Raw genomic sequence first — 21,821 nt, forward strand, 5'->3', positions numbered from 1 at the left:
CGCTGCTTGTGGCCGTCCGCATTCGCGAACCACCGCCTTTCGGAGGCCGCGAGTGTGCGGTGAGTCACATTAAAATTCCGTTCGTCGGACGGATTGTGTTGATTGTGCCGGTGACGTCGGCCACAGGGATCGATCCAGTGCGAGCCGGATGAGTGTTGGGCCGGTCACACAGCGGATCATGTCCTGTGGTACTTGTCACAAGGTCACCGGCGCGGCACAGTCGGCGGCATGGGGGCGTCCACCACCGGCCCCGAGGGCGATAGGAGCCGACTCGCGGACGCACCCGAAGTAGCTGGCGTGTGTTCCAACGGTGAATGGAGTCGGGTCATGTCGATGAGCGACATCACTGAGTTGCAGCGTGCTATCGGCCAGGTCAAGCAGGCCGTGGGCGAGCTGCGCGCCAAGTACGGCGACATCCCCGCCGTGCGCAGACTCGTCAACGACGTCGAGCGGATGGACATCGACACCGCGGAGTTCCGCGACGAACCCGCACCTCCCCAGCCGCGCCGCCCCCTGGTGTCCGAGCACGAGGTCGTGGTCGTGCCCGACACCCCGTACGACCCGGCGATGTGGCGCGGGACCGACGACGAGTTCGTCCGCCACGACGACTAGACAAAGAAGTCAACCCCCGAACTGAGGACAGATGACCGTTGGAATCAACGCGCCGGGCCGGGCGCGGATCTCGGTGCGCAATCTGCGCACCGACCGGTGGTGGCTGCCGCCGCTGCTGACCAATCTCGGCCTGGCGACGTTCGTCATTTACGCGACCGTTCGGTCATTCATGGGCCAGTGGTACTGGGTCAACGACTACCACTACCTGACGCCGTTCTACTCGCCGTGCATCAGCGAGTCGTGCGTGCCCGGCTCATCGCACTTCGGCCAGTGGATCGGCGAACTGCCCGGCTGGATCCCGATGGGCTTCCTCGCCCTGCCGTTCCTGCTGGGCTTCCGGCTCACCTGCTACTACTACCGCAAGGCGTACTACCGCTCGGTGTGGCAGTCGCCGGTCGCCTGCGCGGTGGCCGAGCCGCGCGTGAAGTACTCGGGGGAGACGAAGTTCCCGCTGATCCTGCAGAACCTGCACCGCTACTTCTTCTACGTCGCGGGTCTGGTCGCGGTCATCAACACCTATGACGCCATCGTCGCGTTCCACTCCCCGGACGGCGGGTTCGGGATGGGGCTCGGAAACGTCATCCTCCTGGTCAACGTGATCATGCTGTGGGGGTACACGCTGTCCTGTCATTCGTGCCGCCACATCGCCGGTGGCAGGCTGAAGCACTTCTCCGCCCATCCGCTCCGGTACAAGCTGTGGACTCTCGTGTCCAAGCTGAACGTCCGGCACATGCAGTTGGCATGGATCACGCTCGGCACGCTGGTGCTCACCGACCTGTACGTGATGCTCGTTGCCAGTGGTGCGATCTCCGACCTGCGCTTCGTGTGAGAAAGAGGAAGTAAATGACCCAGGTCGAGCGGCACACGTACGACGTTGTCGTGATCGGAGCTGGCGGTGCCGGTCTTCGCGCCGCCATCGAGGCCCGGCAACGCGGTCTGCGTACCGCCGTGGTGTGCAAGTCCCTGTTCGGCAAGGCCCACACGGTGATGGCCGAGGGCGGCGTCGCCGCCTCCATGGGCAACGCCAACAGCAATGACAACTGGCAGGTGCACTTCCGCGACACCATGCGTGGCGGGAAGTTCCTGAACAATTGGCGGATGGCCGAGCTGCACGCCAAGGAAGCCCCGGACCGCGTCTGGGAGCTGGAGACCTACGGCGCGTTGTTCGACCGCACCAAGGACGGCCGGATCTCGCAGCGCAACTTCGGTGGCCACGAGTACCCGCGGCTGGCGCACGTCGGTGACCGGACCGGTCTCGAGCTGATCCGCACGTTGCAGCAGAAGATCGTGTCGCTGCAACAGGAGGACCACAAGGAGACCGGTGACTACGAGGCGAAGATCAAGGTCTTCGCCGAGTGCACGATCACCGAACTGCTCAAGGACGGCGACAAGATCGCGGGCGCGTTCGGCTACTGGCGCGAGTCCGGCCGGTTCATCCTGTTCGAGGCACCCGCCGTGGTGCTGGCGACCGGGGGCATCGGCAAGTCCTTCAAGGTCACGTCGAACTCCTGGGAGTACACGGGAGACGGGCACGCGCTCGCGCTCAAGGCGGGTGCGACGCTGATCAACATGGAGTTCATCCAGTTCCACCCGACCGGCATGGTCTGGCCGCCCAGTGTCAAGGGAATCCTCGTCACCGAAGGTGTTCGCGGTGACGGTGGCGTGCTGCGCAACTCCGACGGCAAGCGCTTCATGTTCGACTACATCCCCGAGGTCTTCAAGGACAAGTACGCGGACAACGAGGAAGAAGCCGACCGCTGGTACACCGACCCCGACAACAACCGGCGCACGCCGGACCTGTTGCCGCGCGACGAGGTCGCCCGTGCGATCAACTCGGAGGTCAAGGCGGGTCGAGGGTCCCCGCACGGCGGCGTGTTCCTCGACATCTCCAGCCGGATGCCCGCTGAGGAGATCCGGCGCAGGCTGCCGTCGATGCACCACCAGTTCAAGGAACTGGCGGACGTCGACATCACCGCCGAGCCGATGGAGGTCGGGCCGACCTGCCACTACGTGATGGGTGGCGTCGAGGTCGACCCCGACACGGCCGCGGCCAAGGTGCCGGGTCTGTTCGCCGCCGGCGAGGTCGCGGGCGGTATGCACGGCTCGAACCGCCTCGGCGGCAACTCGCTGTCGGACCTGCTGGTGTTCGGCCGACGTGCCGGGACCGGGGCAGCGGACTACGTCGACGGCCTCACGGACCGCCCGGAGATCGCGCAGTCCGATGTGGACAAGGCGGCCGCCGGTGCGGTGCTTCCGTTCGACCCGCGCGGCGGCGGGGTCGAGGAGAACCCGTACACGTTGCACTCCGAACTGCAGCAGTCGATGAACGACCTTGTCGGCATCATCCGCAAGGCCGGTGAGATCCGGCAGGCGCTGCAGAAGATCGACGAGATCAAGGCCCGGATCCCGAACATCGCGGTGGAGGGCCACCGGCAGTTCAACCCCGGCTGGCACCTCGCGATCGACCTGTACAACATGATCCTGGTCAGCGAGTGCGTGGCCAAGGCCGCGCTGCTGCGTGAGGAGAGCCGTGGCGGGCACACCCGCGACGACCACCCGGCGATGAACGCGAACTGGCGCAACAAGCTCCTCGTGTGTTCGACTGACGGCACGGACGTGTCAGTGGTGGAGCAGCCCCAGTTGCCGATGCGCCAGGAGCTGTTCGAGCTCTTCGAGATCGGCGAGCTGGAGAAGTACTACACCGGCGAGGAGCTGGCCGCGCACCCGGGAAGGAAAGCCTGACATGGGATACAAAGCGCAATTCCGGGTGTGGCGCGGTGATGACGAGTCCGGTGAGCTGCGGGACTACGTCATCGAGGTGAACGAGGGCGAGGTCGTCCTCGACATCATCCACCGGTTGCAGGCCACCCAGGCGCCGGACCTGGCGGTTCGCTGGAACTGCAAGGCCGGCAAGTGCGGCTCGTGCTCGGCGGAGATCAACGGCAAGCCGCGGTTGCTGTGCATGACGCGGATGTCGACCTTCGACGAGGACGAGCTGATCACCGTGACGCCGATGCGGACGTTCCCGGTGATCCGCGACCTGGTGACGGACGTGTCGTACAACTACACCAAGGCACGTGAGGTGCAGTCGTTCACGCCGCCGCCGGACCTCAAACCGGGCGAGTACCGGATGCAGCAGGTCGACGTCGAGCGGTCGCAGGAGTTCCGCAAGTGCATCGAGTGCTTCCTGTGCCAGAACACCTGCCACGTTATCCGTGACCACGAGGAGAACAAGGAAGCGTTCTCCGGGCCGCGGTTCCTGATGCGGGTGGCGGAACTGGAGATGCACCCGCTGGACACCGCCGACCGCCGTGACACCGCGCAGGACGAGCATGGCCTCGGCTACTGCAACATCACCAAGTGCTGTACCGATGTGTGCCCCGAGCACATCAAGATCACCGACAACGCGCTGATCCCGATGAAGGAGCGCGTCGCCGGTCGCCGCTACGACCCGGTCGTGTGGCTGGGCAACAAGCTGTTCCGGCGTTCGTCGAAGAAGAGCTGATCACCCGGTTGCCTGCCTCCAGCAACGGCGCTGGGGGCAGGTGACCACTCTCCGCGGCTACTGGACCAGTTTTTCGAACAGTTCACGGCCCTGGTCGGTCAGGTAGGGGTCGATCACGACCATCAACAGGTCGTTGAGCCTGCCGACGTCGTCAGGACTGGCGGGGGTGCCGGTGACGTCGAGCCACGCCTGCCAGCCCTCAGAGATCAGCCACACCGCCATGAGCAGGTCGTCGAGCGTGCGTGGCAGCCGGGGAACGCGCACCATGTCCTGCAGCACGAGTTGCTGGGCGAATACCCGCATTTCGCTGAGCCGGCGCTCGGAGACCGCGTCGTACGCGGCACGCAGGCGGGGATCGGCGCGCAGCAGCAGAGTCATTTCCCGCTGGAAGAACCGGTAGTCCCAGCGGAGGCTGCTCATCTCCGTGAGGTTCCGAGCCATCACGGCGACGTTCTTGGCCGGGTCCTTGCTCGGGTACCAGCGGCCGTCGAGAGCACGCCCGTACAGCTCGAACAACGCGCGGATGATCTCCGGCTTGTCGCGGAAGTGATAGGAGAGGTCCTCTGGACTGATCCTGGCGGCCTCGGCTATGTCATCGAGGCTCACGTCCGCCGTGCACTGCTCGTTGAACAGGCTCCTGGCGGCGTCCAGCACCTTGGCCCGCGTCCTTGCCGACGTCTTCGACCTCACGAGGTGATTAGAGCACGGTCCCTGTAACAGCGCTTTGGGCGCACCAGCCGGTCGGCCGGTGCGCCCAGGAAGCGGGGTCCTACAAGCTCGGGGCCGGGTTGGCCGTGGAATCCATGATCACAGGCTTGTTCGGCAGCGGGCCGTCGTCGGTGCTGATGTGCTTCTTGCTCTTGCGCTCCCGCTTGCTGAGGTAGTTCGCGAGCCACGCCAGCAACAGGCACATGGTGATGTACATGGCCGCGACCACGATCGTCACCGGGATCAGCGGACGACCGAACTGCGCCACGCCACCGAGGTTGCGTGCGTAGTACAGCAGTTCCTCGTAGGTGATCAGGAAGCCGAGAGCGGTGTCCTTCAGCACGACCACGAGCTGGCTGATGATCGCCGGGAGCATCGCCCGCAGCGCCTGCGGCAGCAGCACCAGCACCATCACCTGGGTTTTGCGCATGCCGACCGCGTACGCGGCCTCGCTCTGCCCACGCGGCAACGACAGGATGCCCGCGCGGAAAACCTCCGCGAGCACCGATCCGTTGTAGAGCGTCAGCGCGGCCACCACGGAGTTGAACGGGTCACCGAGCTGGATGCCGTAGTGGAACATGAACATCATGATCACAGCGGGGATCGCGCGGAACAGTTCGACGATGATCATCGACGGTACGCGGAAGATCGCGTGGTCCGACAGCCTGCCCGCGGCGAAGATCGCACCGAACAGCAACGACAACACAGCTGACGCGGCGAACGCCGTCAGCGTCTTGCCCAGCGCGGCCAGCAGGTCGGTCTGGATCTTCTCGTACTCGATCCACGCCCACAGTTCGCCGTCGAACTGGCCCGCGTCGATGAACTTGTAGATCACGAACGCGATCGCGCCGGCGATCAGCAAGGTGCCGATCACCGCGTAGAGCCGGTAGCGCATCCGGGCCTTGGGGCCCGGCAGGTCGAACAGTGCGGATGCGCTCATCGGGCCACACTCCAACGCTTCTCGAGGCTGCGCTGCAACAGGGTCATCGGGATGACCAGGATGATGAAGAACAGCGCCACCCACAGCAGGCCGATCATGGCGCTGTAACCCCGCTCGGACAGGATGTCGCGGATCGCACCGGCCTCGGCGACCGAGAAACCGGCGGCGATCGTGGTGTTCTTCAACAGGGCCACCATCGTGGAGACCATCGGCGGCACGACCGAGCGCGTCGCCTGCGGCAGCACCACACTGGACAGTGCCTGGCCGAACGTCAGTCCGAGCGCGCGGGACGCCTCGATCTGCCCGAGCGGCACGGTGTTGATACCGGCGCGGACGACCTCGCAGACGAACGCCGAGGTGTAGAAAGTCAACGCGGTCACGGCCGCGAAGAAGTAGTACTCGCGCAGTTCCCCGACGATGTCCAGCAGGGGGAACGCGAACGCGAAGAAGAAGAACACGAGCGTCAACGGCGTGTTGCGCACGATGGTCACGTACGCCGTGCCGAACGCACGGAAAATCGGCACGGGACTGACCCGCATCATCGCCAGGATCGTTCCCAGGATCAGGCAGAGCACCCCGGAGATCAGGAACAGCTTGATCGTGTTGAGGAACCCGTTGACGAAGTACTGGCTGTTGTCCAACAGGACATTCATCTGGTTACCGCCCGCGGTGAGGACACCATCAATGAAGCCGGTCGGTGGCCGAGGAGTGCTCGACCACCGACCGGGTGAACTTCGTCAGGACTTGTCGAGGGTCGGCTTGGTGGCCGGTGAGCCCGACTTGCCCAGCGTGTTGTCGTAGGTCTTCTGCCAGGTGCCGTCGTCCAGCGCGGTCTGCAGGATGCTGGTCACCTTGTCCTTGAAGGCCTTGTCGGTCTTCGGCAGGCCGATGCCGTACGGCTCCTTGGAGAAGGTTTTGCCGACGACCTTGAACTTGTCCTTCTCCTGCGCGGCGTAGCCCTTCAGGATCGCGTCGTCGGTGGTGACGGCGTCGATCTGCTTCTGGTCGAGCTGGGTGACGCACTGCGAGTAGGTCTGCAGTTCGACGATCTGGTCGGTCAGCTTGTCGTTGCGGACCTTCTGGATCGGCGTGGAGCCGGTCACCGAGCAGACCTTCTTGCCCTTGAGGGTCTCCGGCCCGGTGATGTCGGTGTTGTCCTTGCGCACCAACAAGTCCTGGCCCGCGGTGAAGTACGGACCGGCGAAGGCGATCTGCTCCTTGCGCTTGTCGTTGATCGTGTAGGTGCCGACGTAGTAGTCGACGTTGCCGTTGGCGATCGCGGCCTCGCGGCCTGCCGAAGCGACGGCCTTGTACTCGATCTGCTCGGGCTTGAAGCCGAGCTTGGCGGCGACCAGGTTGGCGATCTCGATGTCGAACCCGGAGTACTTGCCGGTGGTCGGGTCCTTGAAGCCCAGACCAGGCTGGTCCTCCTTGACGCCGATGATGACCTTGCCGCGGCCCTTGATCCGGTCGAAGGTCGGCGAGCCGTCCACCTTCACGTCGGTGGCGACGTCCTGCTGCGGGGGCGGCGAGCCCGCGTCGCCGGGGGAGCCCGACTTGCCACAGCCGGTCAGTGCGAGACCACCGACCAGCAGCCCAACTGCCAGGGTACGAACCCTCATGTCCTCTGTCTCCTGCTGTTCACGCGGCGCGCCATCGGAACGCCGCTGTCATCCTCAGTGGGTCAGGATCTTGCCAAGGAAGTCCTTCGCCCGGTTGGATTTCGGCGCCGTGAAGAACTCTTCCGGTGTGGAGTCCTCCACGACCTCGCCGTCGGACATGAAAATCACCCGATCGGCTGCTTTGCGGGCGAAACCCATTTCGTGGGTGACCACGAGCATGGTCATCCCCTCTTTGGCGAGGCTGGTCATCACGTCCAGCACTTCCTGGACCATCTCCGGGTCCAGCGCCGACGTCGGCTCGTCGAACAGCATGACCTTCGGCCGCATCGCCAGCGCGCGGGCGATGGCCGCGCGCTGCTGCTGGCCACCGGACAGCTGAGCGGGGTACTTGTCGGACTGGTTGGCGATGCCGACCCGCTCGAGAAGCTCCATCGCTGTCTTGCGCGCCTCGTCCTTCGCGGTCTTGCGGACCTTGATCGGGGCGAGGGTGACGTTGTCGACGATGCTCTTGTGCGCGAACAGGTTGAACGACTGGAACACCATGCCCACGTCCGCACGCAGCCTTGCCAGGTCCTTGCCTTCGGCAGGCAGCGGCTTGCCGTCGACCTCGATCACGCCCGAGTTGATCGGCTCGAGCCGGTTGATCGACCGGCACAGCGTCGACTTGCCCGACCCCGACGGCCCGAGCACGACGACGACCTCACCTTTGGGAATCTCCAGGTTGATGTCCTTGAGGACATGCAACGGCCCGAAGAACTTGTCTACCGCCTTCAGCCGAATCATCGGAGGCGCGGCGGCAACTTCGGTCATCAATCCTCCAAAACAGGCCAGCGTGCGTTGGCGGAAACCTAGGGGGCTCGGCTCACACAGTCCAGCGACCTTGAGCAACACTTAGGGTCTCAACTCTGTCACATGGTCATGACACCTGCGGAGGGACACGCGTGCGAGTGCTCCTTGTCGAGGACGACGACCGGGTCGCTCACGCGCTGGTCCCGGCACTGGTCAAGCGCGGACTGGCGGTTCGGCGGATGGCTCAGGGCAGGGGGGTGCTGGACCTGGCTGGCGAGGTCGACGTGATCCTGCTGGACCTGGGGCTGCCGGATATCGATGGGATGACACTTTGTCGCCAGATCAGGGCCGTGAGTGACGTTTCGGTCATTGTCGTGTCCGCGCGCGGCGAGGTGGATGATCGCATTCTGGCTTTGCAGGCAGGCGCCGACGATTACTTGGTGAAACCGTATGACGTCGGTGAGTTGGTCGCCAGGGTGCACGCTGTTCGCAGGCGGAGCACGGATCGTGGCCAGTCGAATACGGAACCGATCACGTTCGACGATGTCCGCGTCGACATCGCCAGGCACGAGGTCACCGTCGCCGGTCAGCCAATTGGATTGTCGAGGAAGGAATTCCAGGTGCTCGCGCTGGTGATGTCGGCCCGCGGCACGGTCTGCCCGCGTGAGCAGATCCTGGCCGAGGTGTGGGGCCGCAGCGGCGCGGCGGAGAACCGTTCGCTGGACGTCCACGTGGCGACCCTGCGCACGAAGCTGGGGCGGCCCGCGCTGATCGAGACCGTGCGCGGCGTGGGCTACCGGCTCGCCGGCCGGCCGGAGTGAGCCGATGCGCGTCCGGTTGCTCGGGATCGTGCTGGCGCTGGTCGCGCTGCTCGTCGTCGGCCTCGGCGTGCCGCTCGCGCTGAGTGTGGCGCAGCGCGAGCAGCAGGACCTGTTCCTCGACCGGCTCACCGACACGAGCCGCTACGCCTCGCTGGCGCAGCGGCCGCTGCTCGACCAGGAGGCGGAGGCGCTCCAGGACGAGTTGATCAGCTTCCACGTCACCTACGACATCGACGCGGTGGTGTTCAACCGCGACCGGGTCCCCGTGGCGACGTCGGTGCCGGGCGAGCAGCCGCCGTTCCAGGCCGGTGACGTCACGCAGGCGCTGGACGACGCGTTGAGCGGCAAGCACCCCGAGCCGGCGTCGCTGCTGCTGCCGTGGAACACCGCGCCGCTGGTGATCGCCGAACCGGTGCTGGTCGACGGCGAGGTCCAGGGCGCGGTGATCACGCGTTCGCCGACCGGGCCCGCTCGCGGCCGGGTGGCGTTCTGGTGGGCGGTCATCCTGGTCGGCGGAGCGCTGGCGCTCGGTCTCGCGGTCCTGGTGGCGTTGCCGCTGGTCGGCTGGACGCTGCGGCCGGTGCGGCGGCTGGACCAGGCGACCGGCTCGCTGGTCGCCGCCGTGATGAGCGGCAGGCAGGTGCCGCCGGTCGACGACGGGCACGGTCCCGCGGAACTGCGCCACCTGAGTCGATCCTTCGACCAGATGGCCGCGAGCGTCAGCGACACCCTTGCCGCGCAACGGGCCTTCGTCGCCGACGCTTCACACCAGTTGCGCAACCCGTTGACCGCGTTGCGGTTGCGACTGGGCAATTTGGAGGGACACGTCGACGAGGAGGAGGCCGAGCACCACGTCGCCGCGATGGCCGAGACCGACCGGCTCAGCCAGATCGTCGACGACCTGCTGGCGATGGCCCGCGCCGAGGGGATGGGCAGTGAGCTCGTCCCGGTGGACGTGGTCGCCACGGTGGCGACGCGGATGACCGACTGGGAGGCGGTCGCCGACTTCCGCACGGTCCGGCTCAACCTGACCACGTCGGCCGATCAGGTGTACGCGAGCGCGCCGCCGCGCAGTGTCGAGGCGATGCTGGACGCCCTGCTGGACAACGCGTTGAAGTTCACCGCGGAAGGCACATCGGTCGATGTGGACATCGCGGCGGCGGGTGACCGGGTGTCCATTTCGGTCCGCGATCACGGCCCGGGTCTGCGGCCCGACGAGCTGGACCGGGCCACCGACCGGTTCTGGCGCAGCTCGGCGCACCAGAACGTCACCGGTTCGGGGCTCGGCCTGGCGATCACCCGCAGGCTCGTGGAACGCGCGGGCGGCACCGTACGCCTCGAGCTGCCCGACGGCGGCGGCCTGCGTGTCGTGCTCGAACTGCTCGCGGCCGACCAGAGTTAGAGGTTCTTCTCGTCGCGGTAGTACTCGCGGGCGCCGGGGTGCAGCGGGATCGGCTGGGTCTCCACCGCTGAGCGGATGTCGATCGAGTTCGCCGCTCTGGTGACCGCGGCCAGCTCCTTCTGTGCGGTGAAGATGCCCTGGGTGAGCGCCTTGGCCGCGTCGGGGGACAGCCGGTCGGTGACCATCAGCAGGTTCGGCACGGTCAACGTCGTCACCGGGACGGTGTTGGCCAGCCGGTACATCGACAGCGGGATGGTCGCGGTGCCGTAGTAACGGAAGCGTTTGCGGATCGTGCTCATCAGCTCGTTCATGTCGAGCAGCCGGATCTGTTCGGCCCTGCCGAGCTGCACGATCTCGTCGGTCGGCAGGCCACCGGACCAGAAGAAGGCGTCGATCTCGCCGCGGCGCAGCGCGTCGGCCGACTGCTGCAGGCCCATCTCGCGCCGCTCGGCGACCACGCCGGTGATGTCGAACACCCGGTCGGCGATCTTCTTGACGCCGGAGTTCGCCGCGCCGATCGCGACCCGCTTGCCGGTCAGGTCGGAGATCGCCTTGATCGGCGAGTCCGCCCGCACGACGATGTGCAGGTAGTCGTCGTAGACGCGGGCGAGCGCACTGAATCGCTCGTTGCGGCTGTCGCTGGCCGCGTCGGCCGCGCTGAACGCGATGTCGGCCTGGCCGTTCGTCAGCCGGTTGATGTTGTCCGGCGACCCCTCCGACGACAGGACGACCGGCCTCGACATGCCCGTCTGCCTGGCCCACTCCGTGGCCAGCGCGTTGCCGAGCTTGTTGTAGACGCCGCCGGGGAAGCCGGTCGCGATCGTCAGCTTGAGGCTCTCGGTCACGCTGGTGCAGCCGGTCAGCACCAGCAGGACCGTGAGCAGCGTGATGAGCTTCCGGGACACAGACACGATGGTGCCAGACGGCCGGTCTACCCTGTTCGAGTGAGCAGTGGCGTTTCGAGGACATACACCGTGCGCACGTTCGGCTGCCAGATGAACGTGCACGATTCCGAACGGCTGGCGGGCCTGCTCGAGGACGCCGGGTACACCGCCGCGTCCGGCGACCAGACGCCTGACCTGATGGTCCTCAACACCTGCGCGGTCCGCGAGAACGCGGACAACAAGCTGTACGGCAACCTCGGGCACCTGCTGCCGAAGAAGAAGGCGCACCCGGGCATGCAGATCGCGGTCGGCGGCTGTCTCGCGCAGAAGGACAAGGGCGAGATCGTCAAGCGCGCGCCGTGGGTGGACGTGGTGTTCGGTACCCACAACATCGGCTCGCTGCCCACGTTGCTCGAACGTGCCCGGCACAACGACGAGGCGCAGGTCGAGATCCTCGAGGCCCTGGAGGTCTTCCCGTCGTCGCTGCCCGCGCGCCGCGACTCGGCGTACTCCGGCTGGGTGTCGATCTCGGTCGGCTGCAACAACACCTGCACGTTCTGCATCGTCCCGTCGTTGCGCGGCAAGGAGAAGGACCGCCGCCCCGGTGAGGTCCTCGCCGAGGTCCAGGCGCTGGTCGACGAGGGTGTGCTCGAGGTGACGCTGCTCGGCCAGAACGTCAACTCCTACGGTGTGGAGTTCGGCGACCGGCTGGCGTTCGGCAAGCTGCTGCGGGCCTGCGGCGGCATCGAGGGCCTCGAGCGGGTCCGGTTCACCTCGCCGCACCCGAAGGACTTCACCGACGACGTGATCGCCGCCATGGCCGAGACCCCGAACGTCTGCCACCAGCTGCACATGCCGCTGCAGTCGGGCTCGGACCGGGTGCTCAAGGCGATGCGCCGTTCGTACCGCTCCGAGCGTTATCTCGGGATCATCGAGAAGGTCCGCGCGGCCATGCCGGACGCGGCGCTGACCACCGACATCATCGTCGGCTTCCCCGGGGAGACCGAGGAGGACTTCCAGGCGACGCTCGACGTCGTCCGCCAGGCGCGGTTCATGGGGGCGTTCACGTTCCAGTACTCCATCCGCCCCGGCACGCCCGCCGCCGAGATGGCCGACCAGGTGCCCAAGCAGGTCGTCCAGGAGCGCTACGACCGGCTGGTGGCGCTGCAGGAGGAGATCTCCTGGGAGTTGAACAAGGAACTCGTCGGCAGGACGCTCGAGGTCCTCGTGTCCGCGGGCGAGGGCCGCAAGGACGCCGACACCCGCCGGATGAGCGGTCGCGCGCGGGACGGGCGGCTGGTGCACTTCACGCCGGGGGACGCGGCTGTCCGGCCGGGCGACGTGGTCGAGGCGACCGTGACGTACGGCGCGCCGCACCACCTCGTCGCCGACGGTCCGCTGGTCAGCCACAGGCGCACCCGCGCCGGTGACAACTCCGAGGCCGGGCTGCGGCCGAAGACGAACGGGATCAGCCTCGGGCTGCCCGGCTTCGGCGCCCCGCCGGTCATGGCCACGAGCGAAGAAGGATGTGCGGTTCGATGACGGACGTCGACCACCACCTGCGCGACCAGATCAACGCGGTCGAGCGCAAGGCGATTCGCACCGTCGACCTGGGCGCGAGGGCGATCGTGATCTCGGCAGCGGTGCTCGTGCTGCTGGTCGGGCTGGTGCTGCCGTGGATCGACGGCGCGAACGGCTGGCAGGTGCTGCTCGGCCACGTGGAGGGCAAGGCCGGGGTGGTGCCGAGGCTGTTCGCCGCGACCTCGGCGGGCTTCGGGGTGCTGGCGTCGATGTTGGCGCTGGTCACGCGGCTGTGGGCGTTGACGTGGGTGTGCGCGATCGGCGGCTGGTTCGCGTCGGTCGACGGCATGCTCGCGATCTGGTCGCGGCAGTCGACTCCGGACGCGTCGCCGGGCATCGGGCTGGTCATCGCCGGTGTGGCGATGATCGTGATCGCCACGTGCTGGTTCCGGACCGCGTGGTCGCGGCCGGACGTCCAGGTGGACCGGAACGCTCAGCCCGTCGCTGAGTGACACGACGAACCAGGGGACCACGCACCATGGCCGGATGGCCTCAGCTTGACCCTGTCCAGCAGAACGACCTGCTCGACGAGATCACCGGCATGATGGTCGCCGCGCTCGCGCCCGGCTGGCACGAGCTGATGATCGACTACCGGGTGGTCGGCCGGAACATCGACATCGCGGTTGGCGTGCTCGGTCACAACAACGAGTTCACCCTGTGGGACCCGCCGGTCGAGGCGCTGCGCGAGTTCCAGCGGCTGCGGGGCGGGATGTACCGCCAGGACGAAGGGACCTGGTTCTCCGCGCGGTACAGGGTCCTCCCGCCGTCGCGGTACTCGATCCAGTACAACTGGCGCAACCAGCCGGATTTCGAGTCGTTCCCGCCGCCCGCGGAGTTCGCTCTCGAGCAGGAGCGCTTCCCGCGTGCCGAGGCGTACATGCCGGATTGGTACCGCTCCGGGCTGGCCGCGGCGGCCGGGTAGCCGAACAGGCCGACTTTCGGCCGATTGATCGATCTCACCAGGCGCTCATACGCTCGCGGGACAGGCTTTTCCGCCTCTTCCTCCCGGAAGGAACGCCATGTCCCCACCTGGCCGTCGTTTGCTTTCGTTAATGATTGTCACCGGGTTAGGGCTCGCCTTGGCCGCTGGGCCCGTGTACGCCGCCCCCGGCAGGCCCTGGCCGACCACAGCGCAGGTGCTGGCCCCGATCGACCCGCAGAACTGGGAGAACCCGGACGCGATGACGTGGCAGGACCTGCGCAAGGTCCCCGACATCGACTGGTCCGACCCGGGTCGCAAGGGTTCCGTGCGCACGATCAAGGCCGCGCTCGTGCTCGGCGACTACCCCAACGAGCAGTTCGCCATCACCCGCCCCCGCAACAGCGACATCTACGCCAACCCCCGCTCGGACCTCAAGCTCGACCCGAAGCAGGTGGCCGCGTTCTACCGGGACTTCCTGAACAAGCCGCAGGAGATCAACCACGGCCTGACGATGCACGGCTACTGGATGGAGGTGTCCAACGGTCGCATCGGCGTCACGCTCGACGCGTTCGGGGTGTACCGGCTGCCGGGCAAGAAGCACGAATACGGCTTCAACGAGTGGGACCAGGCCGCGGGCAGCTGCCCGGCCGGTGACCGCTGCAACCGCAACCTGCGCACCGACCTCGGCGGCGCGTGGCGTGCTGAGCAGGGTTCGGGCATCGAGGGCAAGTACGACGTGATCTTCTACCAGACCGCGGGCAACGACGAGTCGTCGACGTGGCAGGAGTTCGGCGAGATGAAGTTCGCCAGCTGCGAGTCGATCCCGCCGGAGTTCGGCGGACCGGACCCGGCGAAGCCGCGCTGCGCCAAGACCCGTTACGTGCCGTGGACGTCCTGGCAGGCCGCTGCCAACCATTGGCCGAACGCCTTGGGCAAGAGCACCACGCAAGCCGAAAGCTCGGGCCTCGGTGTCTTCTCGCACGAGCTGAGCCACGTCTTCGGCATCGCCGACAACTACAACAACCCCTACGGCACACCACAACGCCGTGCCGGGGCGGGGCCGTGGAGCATGCTTGACCGCGGCACGTTCAACGGACCCGGTGGACCACACACGCGTTATGAAATCCCTGCCACACAAGGCGGTTCAGCGGGCGTGCAGCACACGTTGCGCGACAAGATGAAGCTGAACATCGTCGACGAGGCCAACATCCTGCGGCTCTCGCGGGAAGCCCTTGCCACATCAGGCGTCGTCGTGATGAACGTGACCGCGCGCGCCGTCCCGATGGGGCCGGTCGGCCGGACCGGGCTGACCGGAGCCAACATCACGATGAACCGCGACAACTCGCCGACGTGCAACACGTCCACGGATCCGTTGTGCGACGGGGGGAGCTTCAACAACTACACCGTCGAGGTGGTCGACCGGGTCGGCTACGACTCGTTCACGCCGGACTCGGGCGTGCTGCTGTCGAAGACCAAGAACGCCGACGCGACTCCGTTCGTGTGGGTCGTCGACTCGCACCCGGAGGACATCAAGACGGTCGACTTCGTCCGTCCGAACGGGACGAAGCAGTACCAGACCATCGGCGACTACCGCCAGCTGTCGGACGCCCTGTTCCACGCCGGAACCGGGTCGGGCACGAAGTACGAGTACGTGGACACGGCCAACCGGCTGCACTTCTACATCATCGACATCGTCCGTGATGCCAAGGGAGTGCTGAGCTACAAGCTGGCTGTGCGGTCGCTGGACGGCCAGGGCCCGCACCTGCGCGGTGTCTCCGTCGGCCAGGGCAACCCGGTCGGTCGCGTGCCCGCGGAAGTGGCCACATGCCAGTTCCCGCTGCGCAACACCGGCCAGGTGAAGCCCTTCACCAACGGACACCCGGAGGACGTGACGTCCTACGTGGACTCCGACGTCTACCGCCTGTCGGCGACGGTGGCGGGCAACGGCTGGACCGTGCAACTGCCGTCGGAGGTCGTGACCGCCAAGGCCGGTACGACTGTGAACGTCCCCGTCAACGCCGTTCGCGGCACGGGTGGCATGCCTGCCGCTACGGTGACGCTCACGGCGAAGTCGGAGAGCAACCCCAGTGCGACCAGCACGGCCAAGTGCCAGCTGAGTGTGCTGAACACGATTCCGCCGCTGCACTGACGGAACGCTCGTGGGTGGCTGGTGCAGCCACTGGCCACCCATGACCGGTGCCGGGCGGCGCAGTGTCTCATGTGCTCAGTGAGGCCAGTGCTTTCTCCAGACGTGTGACGAGGTCGCGATGACTGGTCGGTGCGAGCAGCATCGCGGCCTCGCCGTCGACGGTTTCGACGACCGTGACATAGCGGCCCGCGGCGGTGTCGACATAGCCGATCGGGTCCGCACTCGACAGTCGGCGGCCGATCGAGTCCCGGATCGCCACGTGGAATTCGCCCGCGCCGGTTCGTTGCAGGCCCGCGATCCGCGTCAGCCGCCGCACCTCCAGCGGGACCGGCCGCACAGCCACTCCACCGTGGGCGCGCGGGTGGCCGCCGTCGAACGCCAGCGCGTCGGATCGCCTGACATGTATGGGTTTGCCTTCCCCGGCAGGAACATTCGGAGCCAGGGCGACGGCTGTGCGCGTGAGTGCTCCCGGTTTGATCGAGCGCAGTGACACCCATGGGTCGTGCCGGATGGCGAGCAGCGCCTGCCGCCTCGTCGAACAGGCGAGTACCGCTGTCGTGGTCCGGTCGGCCGTGATCCAGCCGTAGACCTCGGTGCTGGCCATGCAGAGCACCCGCAATGCCGAAGCCACGTCGACGTCCAGGTTGCCGCGGTGATCGAGCCACCCGAGCCGAGCGCATTCGCCGCGTGCGTGTCCATCCAGTGCGCGGTCGTCGGCTTCCGGCTGCCATCCGGCCGCCGCCAGCAGAACTTCCGGCAGCTCGCCGATTTTCTCGATGCGGACCACTCGCGTGAGCGTGTCCAATGCCACCCGTACCGGGCGGGGCCACAACACCGCGGTCAGCCGCCGATCACGGGCGGCGCGGTCGGCTCGTCGGTTCCGAAGACCGCTTCCGGATCAGGTTCCTCGAGGAAGGACGCACGCTGACGGTCCTCGTCCTCGCTGTCCCGGCCTCGCCCGGCGGGAACCGCGCTCATCGGCGTGCCAACCGCTGTGGTTCGTGCTGCTGGCGCGTTTCGCGCAGCCGCTGCCTCAGCGGCGGTACCAGGACCACCCACGGAGCCCATACCAGCCCCAGGCCCGCCTAAGCCCGGCCTGCCACCTGGTCCGGCTCTGCCAGGAACGCCAGCGGTCACACCCGGGACTCCGCCGCGCGCGGGCGAGGCCGCACCTGCGGCCGGGACGCCGCTCGTGGTGTCGGGAAACCTGGTAGCACCTGTCCCACTTCCGGGGTCGGTGCTCGTCCCGAGCCCAGGCGGCGGAATCGGAGACCTGTAGCCACCGGGTGTCGTTCCCGGCTCTGGGCTCGACCGCGACGGAGGCGTTGCGGGGCCGGTGTTGCCAGGCCCGTTGCCCGGAGCGTCAGCGCCTGGCGGGCTGATACCGGGCCGCTCACCAATGCCAGCAGGTGGCCGGGAGACGCCTTGTTTCGGTTTTCGCGGACTCGGCCGATCACCAGGACTCGGAGCAGAGGGGGGCGGGGGAGCGGCGGACTGCGCGACGCGGATCTCGGACTGGTCGGCAGTGATCGACCCGTACGTCCGCGGCATGTTCATGTTGTAGGTCGACGCGCCTTCATATCCGCGCATCACGTCCACGTTGCGTTGGGTCGCCGTGTTGTGGTCGCTGAGTTGCTGCTGATAGGTGACGAAATCGCCAGGTCTCAGAAACGCCGCCAGCGGGTCGACCTTCTCGGGAGCTGGCGGCACCGGGACAACGGAGTTCCTGGCATCGATGAACGACCCGGCCTGACGGTCCACCAGGTCGCGCATAGTGTCCATCGCCGGAGCGGCGAGCGCGTGTTCGACAGCCAACGGTCCGACGCCACGGTGTGCCGCACCAGCGGCGTCGCCCTTCCAGACAGCGTCCATCTTGCCGAGCAGGCTCTTGATCTGGTCGCAGCGCTGGTCATACGTGCGTACGACCTCGGCGACGACACCCGCACCGTTGAGCATGTACTCGGGGCCGGGGCCGTTGGTGAAGTTCTCGTAGATCTCCTGACCGGACAGGAACATGATCAGCCTCCCGACTTGATCGTCTGGATCACCAACGACGCCACCTGTTTGACCCGGTCACACGACTTCGCACCCAGCGTGCTCTGCACCAACAGGGTGAACGCCAGTGTGTCGGAAATACCGACTGTGATGCCGCATTCGCCCTGTGGTCGGGAGTCGACCAAATCGTTGAAGACCGCCGGGTAGCCGTCCACCTCGGTCGGTTCGAAATACCCCGGTGCCCACCGGGCTCTACCACGATAGGTGTCGGACAATCCGTTCTTGTTGCCTACCAGGAACCCGGCTATGAGCCCCTCTCGAGTGTCGCTGTTCACCCAGTCACATCCAGGAACGCCAAATCTGGCGACGGCGCTGGTGGTGTCAGATGTGCCTGATGGGAAGTTCAGAGCCTGAAGCTGGGCGGGCGTGAGAACACTGCATGGTTTGGTGGCGAACGGTGCGCCATCCAATGGTGTGGTCACACGGGGGGCCTCAGAGTCGTTGGGCACGCTGCTCGTGTTGGCGACAGCCACCGGGTTGGCTGTGCCCGCCACTGTGGTCGTGCAGCCCGATACCACGCTACCTATCGCGCCGACGACGAGCAGTGTCCGTGCCAGCGATCCGCGCACTGGTCAGCCTCCCATCTGGAAGCTCTGGGTGTTGTTGTCTTCGACCTGCGCATACGCTGTTCGGGCGGCTTGCAGTTTCGCGATCTCCGCATCCGCCGCTCTAAGCATCTGGTGGTTGTGCAGTCGAGCTGCGCTTATCGACGTAACTGTGGCGTTGATCTGCAGCGCGCTCATAACGTCGTCAGCGGGTGCTGCGATCAGTCCCATCGCGCTGTACAACCTGCGACCATCCCGCGCAATGCCATCGGCCAGAGTCTTGAGTTCGGTGATGATGGCGTCGAGTTCGGTGAGGCTGGTGAACTCATAGTGGCCGCCCGTGCCGCCGCCACCCGATTGGTGGTTGTATTCGCTGCCGAACATGCTAGCGATGGCTTGGCCGAATTGCGCCGCTGCCACCTCGTTGTCGATCTGTTCTTGCGCAGGGCCTGTTTGCCCAGGTCGCAATTCCTCAGCCACCGCTCACTCCCCATGATGGTCGCCAACCGTGGAAGCGTACCAATATTCAGTGGTCCACTGCCGCCGGTTCATGAGACGGAGATGGTGGATCAAAGGTTCCCGTTCGCCCGATCGGGGGACTTGATCATTGTGAGGAATGTACGTGCAGCGTCCTTGCTGAACACCAGTTTTGGCTGGTCACCGGTTAATGAGGCTTGCTTGGTGTCTCGGAAGCCGACTAAGCCTTCCGTCCAGCCAGTCTCGACGCAGGTCGAGTTATCCACGCTGGTTGTTGCCTTACGCCAGTTGTCGATCACTCAGTCTCCTTCATGATCTTGCTGATCAGCGCTCTTGACTTCTTCGGATTGAGCGCCAGATGTCGAAGGTGATTCATTATCTTTCCATAGCCCTCCACATCTGCGGGAGAGTCGTAGTAGTAAGCAGACCGCTGGGTCTCCTCGTACGCCACTCGCCAGTCGTCTTCGAACGTGAGCAGGAAGAACGCGCCTTTGAGTGCTGAGTGGACGCCGACGTCGTGGGGGACGGCCGGTCATGTCCAGCAGGTGGTCGAGTTGCTCAGCCATCACTGCGGGAGCGCCGACTGGCCGCCGCAGCACTTGTTCCTCGACAACACACCACAGTTCGGCAGGGCTTTCGTCGCGGATGACGACATTCTGCCGACGCATCCGCAGGGCCATGCTTCTCTGGATGTCAACTCCATGGGTGATTGACGCGTGGTAGGAGATGAGCTCGCGGGCGTAGGCCTCGGTCTGGAGCAATCCGTTGATCGCGAACGGCTCGAAGACCTCGATGCCGGTGGCCACCGCTTCAAGCCGACGGCCAGTTCGAAGTCGTTTATCGACGACGAGGTCTCGATCTCGTGGTGCAGTGAACTCTGCTGGTCGGGCTTCAGTTTCGCCACGCAAGCAGTTCGAGCATTCTCGGGATGTGATCCGGACTCCCGAAGTAGCTCATCAGGATTTCCAGAGCGGGCTTGGCTGGCAGATTCCGGCCGGTGACCATGTGCGTGAAGGCCACACGGGACGTGCCCAGTCGTTCGCCGACGTCGAAGTGGGTCTTTCCGGCTTGTGCGCACAGTCGCTCCAATTCGTACCGGAGTACTCTGCGTGCCGCCTGAGGACCGAAGGTCACCTGCACTTCTGTCCGTCCTTTCGTCACGTTTTTCGCGCGACGATAAGGCATGGTTACCTTTCGCGGTGCCTAACTTGGCCTGCGAATAACAGGTTCCACAGAGGAGTGATTGATGACTCGGGGATCATCTTCGAGCCCGAGGCAGTCGAAGCCCTGCGGGACAAGGCAGACGACGCGTTGCGTCGATTGAGGCAACAGCGGGAGAGTGCCGCACGTCCGTGACGGCCAGTGTTCCACTCTGGACGCCCGGTTGGGTCACTCCCGGCTGGACAGGCGGCGGTTGACCTCGGCGAGGTCGAAGCGTGCGGGATCGAAGTCGTCCGCCGAGTCCAGGTCGAGCCATTCCAGCGAGCGCTTGTGGTCCTCGTGTTCCGGGTCGGCGAGGATCTCCTGGAGCGCCGTGTAACCCCAGATCCCGCCACAGTCCTCCGGCGGGCACGCTCGGCGTCCTGTCAGGCAACGGGGATAGCGGACATCCGCTGCCACGGGCGAGATGTCCTCGACCACGATGTCGTGTTCCCAGTTGTCGCCGAAGTCGTAGGTGTAACGCAGCCGGTCGCCGGGAGTGGGAGCGACATCCTGGAGTGTCACGCGCCCGGCATCGTGGAAATCGACTCCGGGGTGCGGCACTCCGTAATGCCCGAGCGGTGTTTCGAACACCCACATGTGGCTGTCGAGCCAGCCGAAAGCGTCCTGGACAACCGCGTGCAGCGCCGCCAGGCTCATCCCGGACGGGACCTCCACCCTGCGCCAGATCGGCGGTTTGGCGCCACGCAAGGTGACCTTCACCCTGTGCGCGGTCTTCGCGGTCACGGCGGAAGGTTGCGACGGTAGGAGATCCACTCGCGAGCGAAGCAGGTCCAGGTACATGTCCATGTCTTCGACCTGGTCCGGTTGCACCGGACACAGTGGCGCCACCAACGCCCGAGTCATGGCCGTGTGCGCCTCGTGCGGCTGGTACTCGTGGAAAGGCAGACCGTGCGCGGCGGCCTGATCTTCGAACTGCTCGCGGATGACACCCGGCTCGTCGGTCGGGAAGCAGTCCTTCAGGCCACCACCGAGATCGTGGTCGATGAGCACGACCAGCGCATGGGACGTCCGCCCGTACGTGTAGGTGAGCGCGATCGACTCCTGACCGGCTTCGACGCTCCCGTAACCGAAACACGGCCCGACCTTCGGCTTGCCGAGCTTCGCGGCCCACGCCCGGTCTTTCTGCCCAGCGGCGACCATCCGACCGGCGCCCTGGGCCGCGTGGTCACGGACCTCGGCAGGGCCAAGGTGGGCCAGGAACCGCAGCAGCGACAACGCGGCCGGGGCGGCGGTCTGCTCCGCGTGGATGGCGAGGTCGGTGAGCATGGCGGGCAGTTCGTCCGCGTCGGACACCATGCCGCGCATCATGTGGACGAACTCGACGCCGAACAGTTCCACGTCAAGCGGATCGGTGCTCGACCGGGTCGTGAACGCCCACTGGTCGAGTATTCCGGCCATGGCTTCGTCCGGCCCCGCGGGAACAACTCCGAGGTCGACCAGCCGGTTCAGCACCTGCTCGGCGCCGCCGGGATCGTCGAACACCGCCAGGACCTCGGCAGGCGCACCCGCAGCGGCCAACTGATCACGCATCTGCGCCAGAACATCGGCTTCGGGCTGCATCCTCAGATGCTCGCATCGGACTGCC

Annotated in this window: 23 protein-coding genes and 1 pseudogene; 10 read left to right on the forward strand and 14 right to left on the reverse strand. The window is 66.2% G+C overall.

Features of this window, described 5'->3' with window-relative positions; translation table 11 throughout:
• Positions 1-327: 327 nt before the first annotated feature.
• The 4 genes from ALI144C_RS26000 to ALI144C_RS26015 are packed head-to-tail and all read left to right on the forward strand — an operon-like array spanning position 328 to position 4,117.
• Positions 328-612: a hypothetical protein gene (locus ALI144C_RS26000; protein WP_076989784.1), complete on the forward strand. Its 285-nt coding sequence runs from the start codon at positions 328-330 to the stop codon at positions 610-612.
• A 31-nt stretch (positions 613-643) separates the two neighbouring features.
• Positions 644-1,441 (forward strand): hypothetical protein, encoded by a 798-nt coding sequence (locus tag ALI144C_RS26005; protein ID WP_076989785.1) that lies wholly within the window; start codon positions 644-646, stop codon positions 1,439-1,441.
• Between the two features lie 14 nt (positions 1,442-1,455).
• Positions 1,456-3,354, forward strand: coding sequence for a fumarate reductase/succinate dehydrogenase flavoprotein subunit (locus ALI144C_RS26010; RefSeq protein ID WP_076989786.1), 1,899 nt, complete (start codon positions 1,456-1,458; stop codon positions 3,352-3,354).
• A 1-nt stretch (position 3,355) separates the two neighbouring features.
• Complete coding sequence (locus ALI144C_RS26015; RefSeq protein WP_076989787.1) at positions 3,356-4,117, forward strand: succinate dehydrogenase/fumarate reductase iron-sulfur subunit; 762 nt, start codon at positions 3,356-3,358, stop codon at positions 4,115-4,117.
• Positions 4,118-4,174: 57 nt separating this feature from the next.
• Here the strand turns inward: ALI144C_RS26015 and ALI144C_RS26020 are convergent, their stop codons facing one another.
• The 5 genes from ALI144C_RS26020 to ALI144C_RS26040 all read right to left on the reverse strand — a co-directional run bounded on the left by ALI144C_RS26020 (position 4,175) and on the right by ALI144C_RS26040 (position 8,170).
• Positions 4,175-4,807: a TetR/AcrR family transcriptional regulator gene (locus tag ALI144C_RS26020; RefSeq protein ID WP_083753385.1), complete on the reverse strand. Its 633-nt coding sequence runs from the start codon at positions 4,805-4,807 to the stop codon at positions 4,175-4,177.
• A 79-nt stretch (positions 4,808-4,886) separates the two neighbouring features.
• Entirely contained in the window at positions 4,887-5,765 is an 879-nt protein-coding gene (locus ALI144C_RS26025; protein WP_076989789.1) for an amino acid ABC transporter permease, read from the reverse strand.
• Complete coding sequence (locus ALI144C_RS26030) at positions 5,762-6,418, reverse strand: amino acid ABC transporter permease (RefSeq protein ID WP_076989790.1); 657 nt, start codon at positions 6,416-6,418, stop codon at positions 5,762-5,764. The genes ALI144C_RS26025 and ALI144C_RS26030 overlap by 4 nt, the downstream gene beginning before the upstream one ends.
• Positions 6,419-6,502: 84 nt before the next feature.
• Positions 6,503-7,387 carry a glutamate ABC transporter substrate-binding protein gene (locus tag ALI144C_RS26035; protein ID WP_076989791.1) on the reverse strand — a complete coding sequence of 295 codons (885 nt, stop codon included), beginning with the start codon at positions 7,385-7,387 and terminating at the stop codon, positions 6,503-6,505.
• A gap of 54 nt (positions 7,388-7,441) precedes the next feature.
• Complete coding sequence (locus ALI144C_RS26040) at positions 7,442-8,170, reverse strand: amino acid ABC transporter ATP-binding protein (protein WP_143230901.1); 729 nt, start codon at positions 8,168-8,170, stop codon at positions 7,442-7,444.
• 158 nt (positions 8,171-8,328) lie between these two features.
• On the opposite strand from ALI144C_RS26040, the gene ALI144C_RS26045 reads away from it, so the two are divergent.
• Positions 8,329-8,997 carry a response regulator transcription factor gene (locus ALI144C_RS26045; RefSeq protein ID WP_076989793.1) on the forward strand — a complete coding sequence of 223 codons (669 nt, stop codon included), beginning with the start codon at positions 8,329-8,331 and terminating at the stop codon, positions 8,995-8,997.
• Positions 8,998-9,001: 4 nt separating this feature from the next.
• Positions 9,002-10,399, forward strand: coding sequence for a sensor histidine kinase (locus ALI144C_RS26050; protein ID WP_076989794.1), 1,398 nt, complete (start codon positions 9,002-9,004; stop codon positions 10,397-10,399).
• On the opposite strand, the gene ALI144C_RS26055 is transcribed toward ALI144C_RS26050, so the two are convergent.
• The gene (locus ALI144C_RS26055) at positions 10,396-11,304 is read right to left on the reverse strand and encodes a TAXI family TRAP transporter solute-binding subunit (protein WP_143230866.1); all 909 of its coding nucleotides are present in this window, start codon (positions 11,302-11,304) and stop codon (positions 10,396-10,398) included. The genes ALI144C_RS26050 and ALI144C_RS26055 overlap by 4 nt on opposite strands.
• Before the next feature lie 39 nt (positions 11,305-11,343).
• Between ALI144C_RS26055 and miaB the strand changes: the two genes are divergently transcribed.
• The 4 genes from miaB (at position 11,344) to ALI144C_RS26075 (ending at position 15,935) form a co-directional block, all read left to right on the forward strand.
• On the forward strand, positions 11,344-12,825 hold the full coding sequence (gene miaB / locus ALI144C_RS26060) for a tRNA (N6-isopentenyl adenosine(37)-C2)-methylthiotransferase MiaB (RefSeq protein ID WP_076989795.1): 1,482 nt from the start codon (positions 11,344-11,346) through the stop codon (positions 12,823-12,825).
• Positions 12,822-13,316: an Rv2732c family membrane protein gene (locus ALI144C_RS26065; RefSeq protein WP_076989796.1), complete on the forward strand. Its 495-nt coding sequence runs from the start codon at positions 12,822-12,824 to the stop codon at positions 13,314-13,316. The genes miaB and ALI144C_RS26065 overlap by 4 nt, the downstream gene beginning before the upstream one ends.
• Positions 13,317-13,342: 26 nt before the next feature.
• Positions 13,343-13,786: a hypothetical protein gene (locus tag ALI144C_RS26070; RefSeq protein ID WP_076989797.1), complete on the forward strand. Its 444-nt coding sequence runs from the start codon at positions 13,343-13,345 to the stop codon at positions 13,784-13,786.
• Between the two features lie 130 nt (positions 13,787-13,916).
• Positions 13,917-15,935, forward strand: a complete 2,019-nt coding sequence (locus ALI144C_RS26075) for a M6 family metalloprotease domain-containing protein (RefSeq protein WP_237774314.1) — start codon at positions 13,917-13,919, stop codon at positions 15,933-15,935.
• A 67-nt stretch (positions 15,936-16,002) separates the two neighbouring features.
• On the opposite strand, the gene ALI144C_RS26080 is transcribed toward ALI144C_RS26075, so the two are convergent.
• From ALI144C_RS26080 to ALI144C_RS54640, 8 genes and pseudogenes are all read right to left on the reverse strand, one after another.
• Positions 16,003-16,770, reverse strand: a complete 768-nt coding sequence (locus tag ALI144C_RS26080; protein ID WP_330359611.1) for an ESX secretion-associated protein EspG — start codon at positions 16,768-16,770, stop codon at positions 16,003-16,005.
• Between the two features lie 5 nt (positions 16,771-16,775).
• The gene (locus tag ALI144C_RS26085; RefSeq protein ID WP_076989800.1) at positions 16,776-17,951 is read right to left on the reverse strand and encodes a hypothetical protein; all 1,176 of its coding nucleotides are present in this window, start codon (positions 17,949-17,951) and stop codon (positions 16,776-16,778) included.
• A 2-nt stretch (positions 17,952-17,953) separates the two neighbouring features.
• Entirely contained in the window at positions 17,954-18,559 is a 606-nt protein-coding gene (locus tag ALI144C_RS26090; RefSeq protein ID WP_076989801.1) for a DUF3558 domain-containing protein, read from the reverse strand.
• Between the two features lie 3 nt (positions 18,560-18,562).
• Positions 18,563-19,015 carry a hypothetical protein gene (locus ALI144C_RS26095; RefSeq protein WP_143230868.1) on the reverse strand — a complete coding sequence of 151 codons (453 nt, stop codon included), beginning with the start codon at positions 19,013-19,015 and terminating at the stop codon, positions 18,563-18,565.
• A gap of 89 nt (positions 19,016-19,104) precedes the next feature.
• Positions 19,105-19,311 carry a DUF397 domain-containing protein gene (locus ALI144C_RS26100; protein WP_076989803.1) on the reverse strand — a complete coding sequence of 69 codons (207 nt, stop codon included), beginning with the start codon at positions 19,309-19,311 and terminating at the stop codon, positions 19,105-19,107.
• A pseudogene (locus tag ALI144C_RS59155) lies at positions 19,308-19,818 on the reverse strand (DUF5753 domain-containing protein). The gene ALI144C_RS26100 and the pseudogene ALI144C_RS59155 overlap by 4 nt, the downstream one beginning before the upstream one ends.
• Before the next feature lie 85 nt (positions 19,819-19,903).
• Positions 19,904-20,146, reverse strand: a complete 243-nt coding sequence (locus ALI144C_RS26110; RefSeq protein WP_143230870.1) for a helix-turn-helix domain-containing protein — start codon at positions 20,144-20,146, stop codon at positions 19,904-19,906.
• 255 nt (positions 20,147-20,401) lie between these two features.
• Positions 20,402-21,796 carry a plasmid pRiA4b ORF-3 family protein gene (locus ALI144C_RS54640; protein ID WP_143230871.1) on the reverse strand — a complete coding sequence of 465 codons (1,395 nt, stop codon included), beginning with the start codon at positions 21,794-21,796 and terminating at the stop codon, positions 20,402-20,404.
• Between the last annotated feature and the right edge of the window lie 25 nt (positions 21,797-21,821).

The organism is Actinosynnema sp. ALI-1.44 (genome assembly GCF_001984155.1).
Classification (GTDB): Bacteria; Actinomycetota; Actinomycetes; order Mycobacteriales; family Pseudonocardiaceae; genus Kibdelosporangium.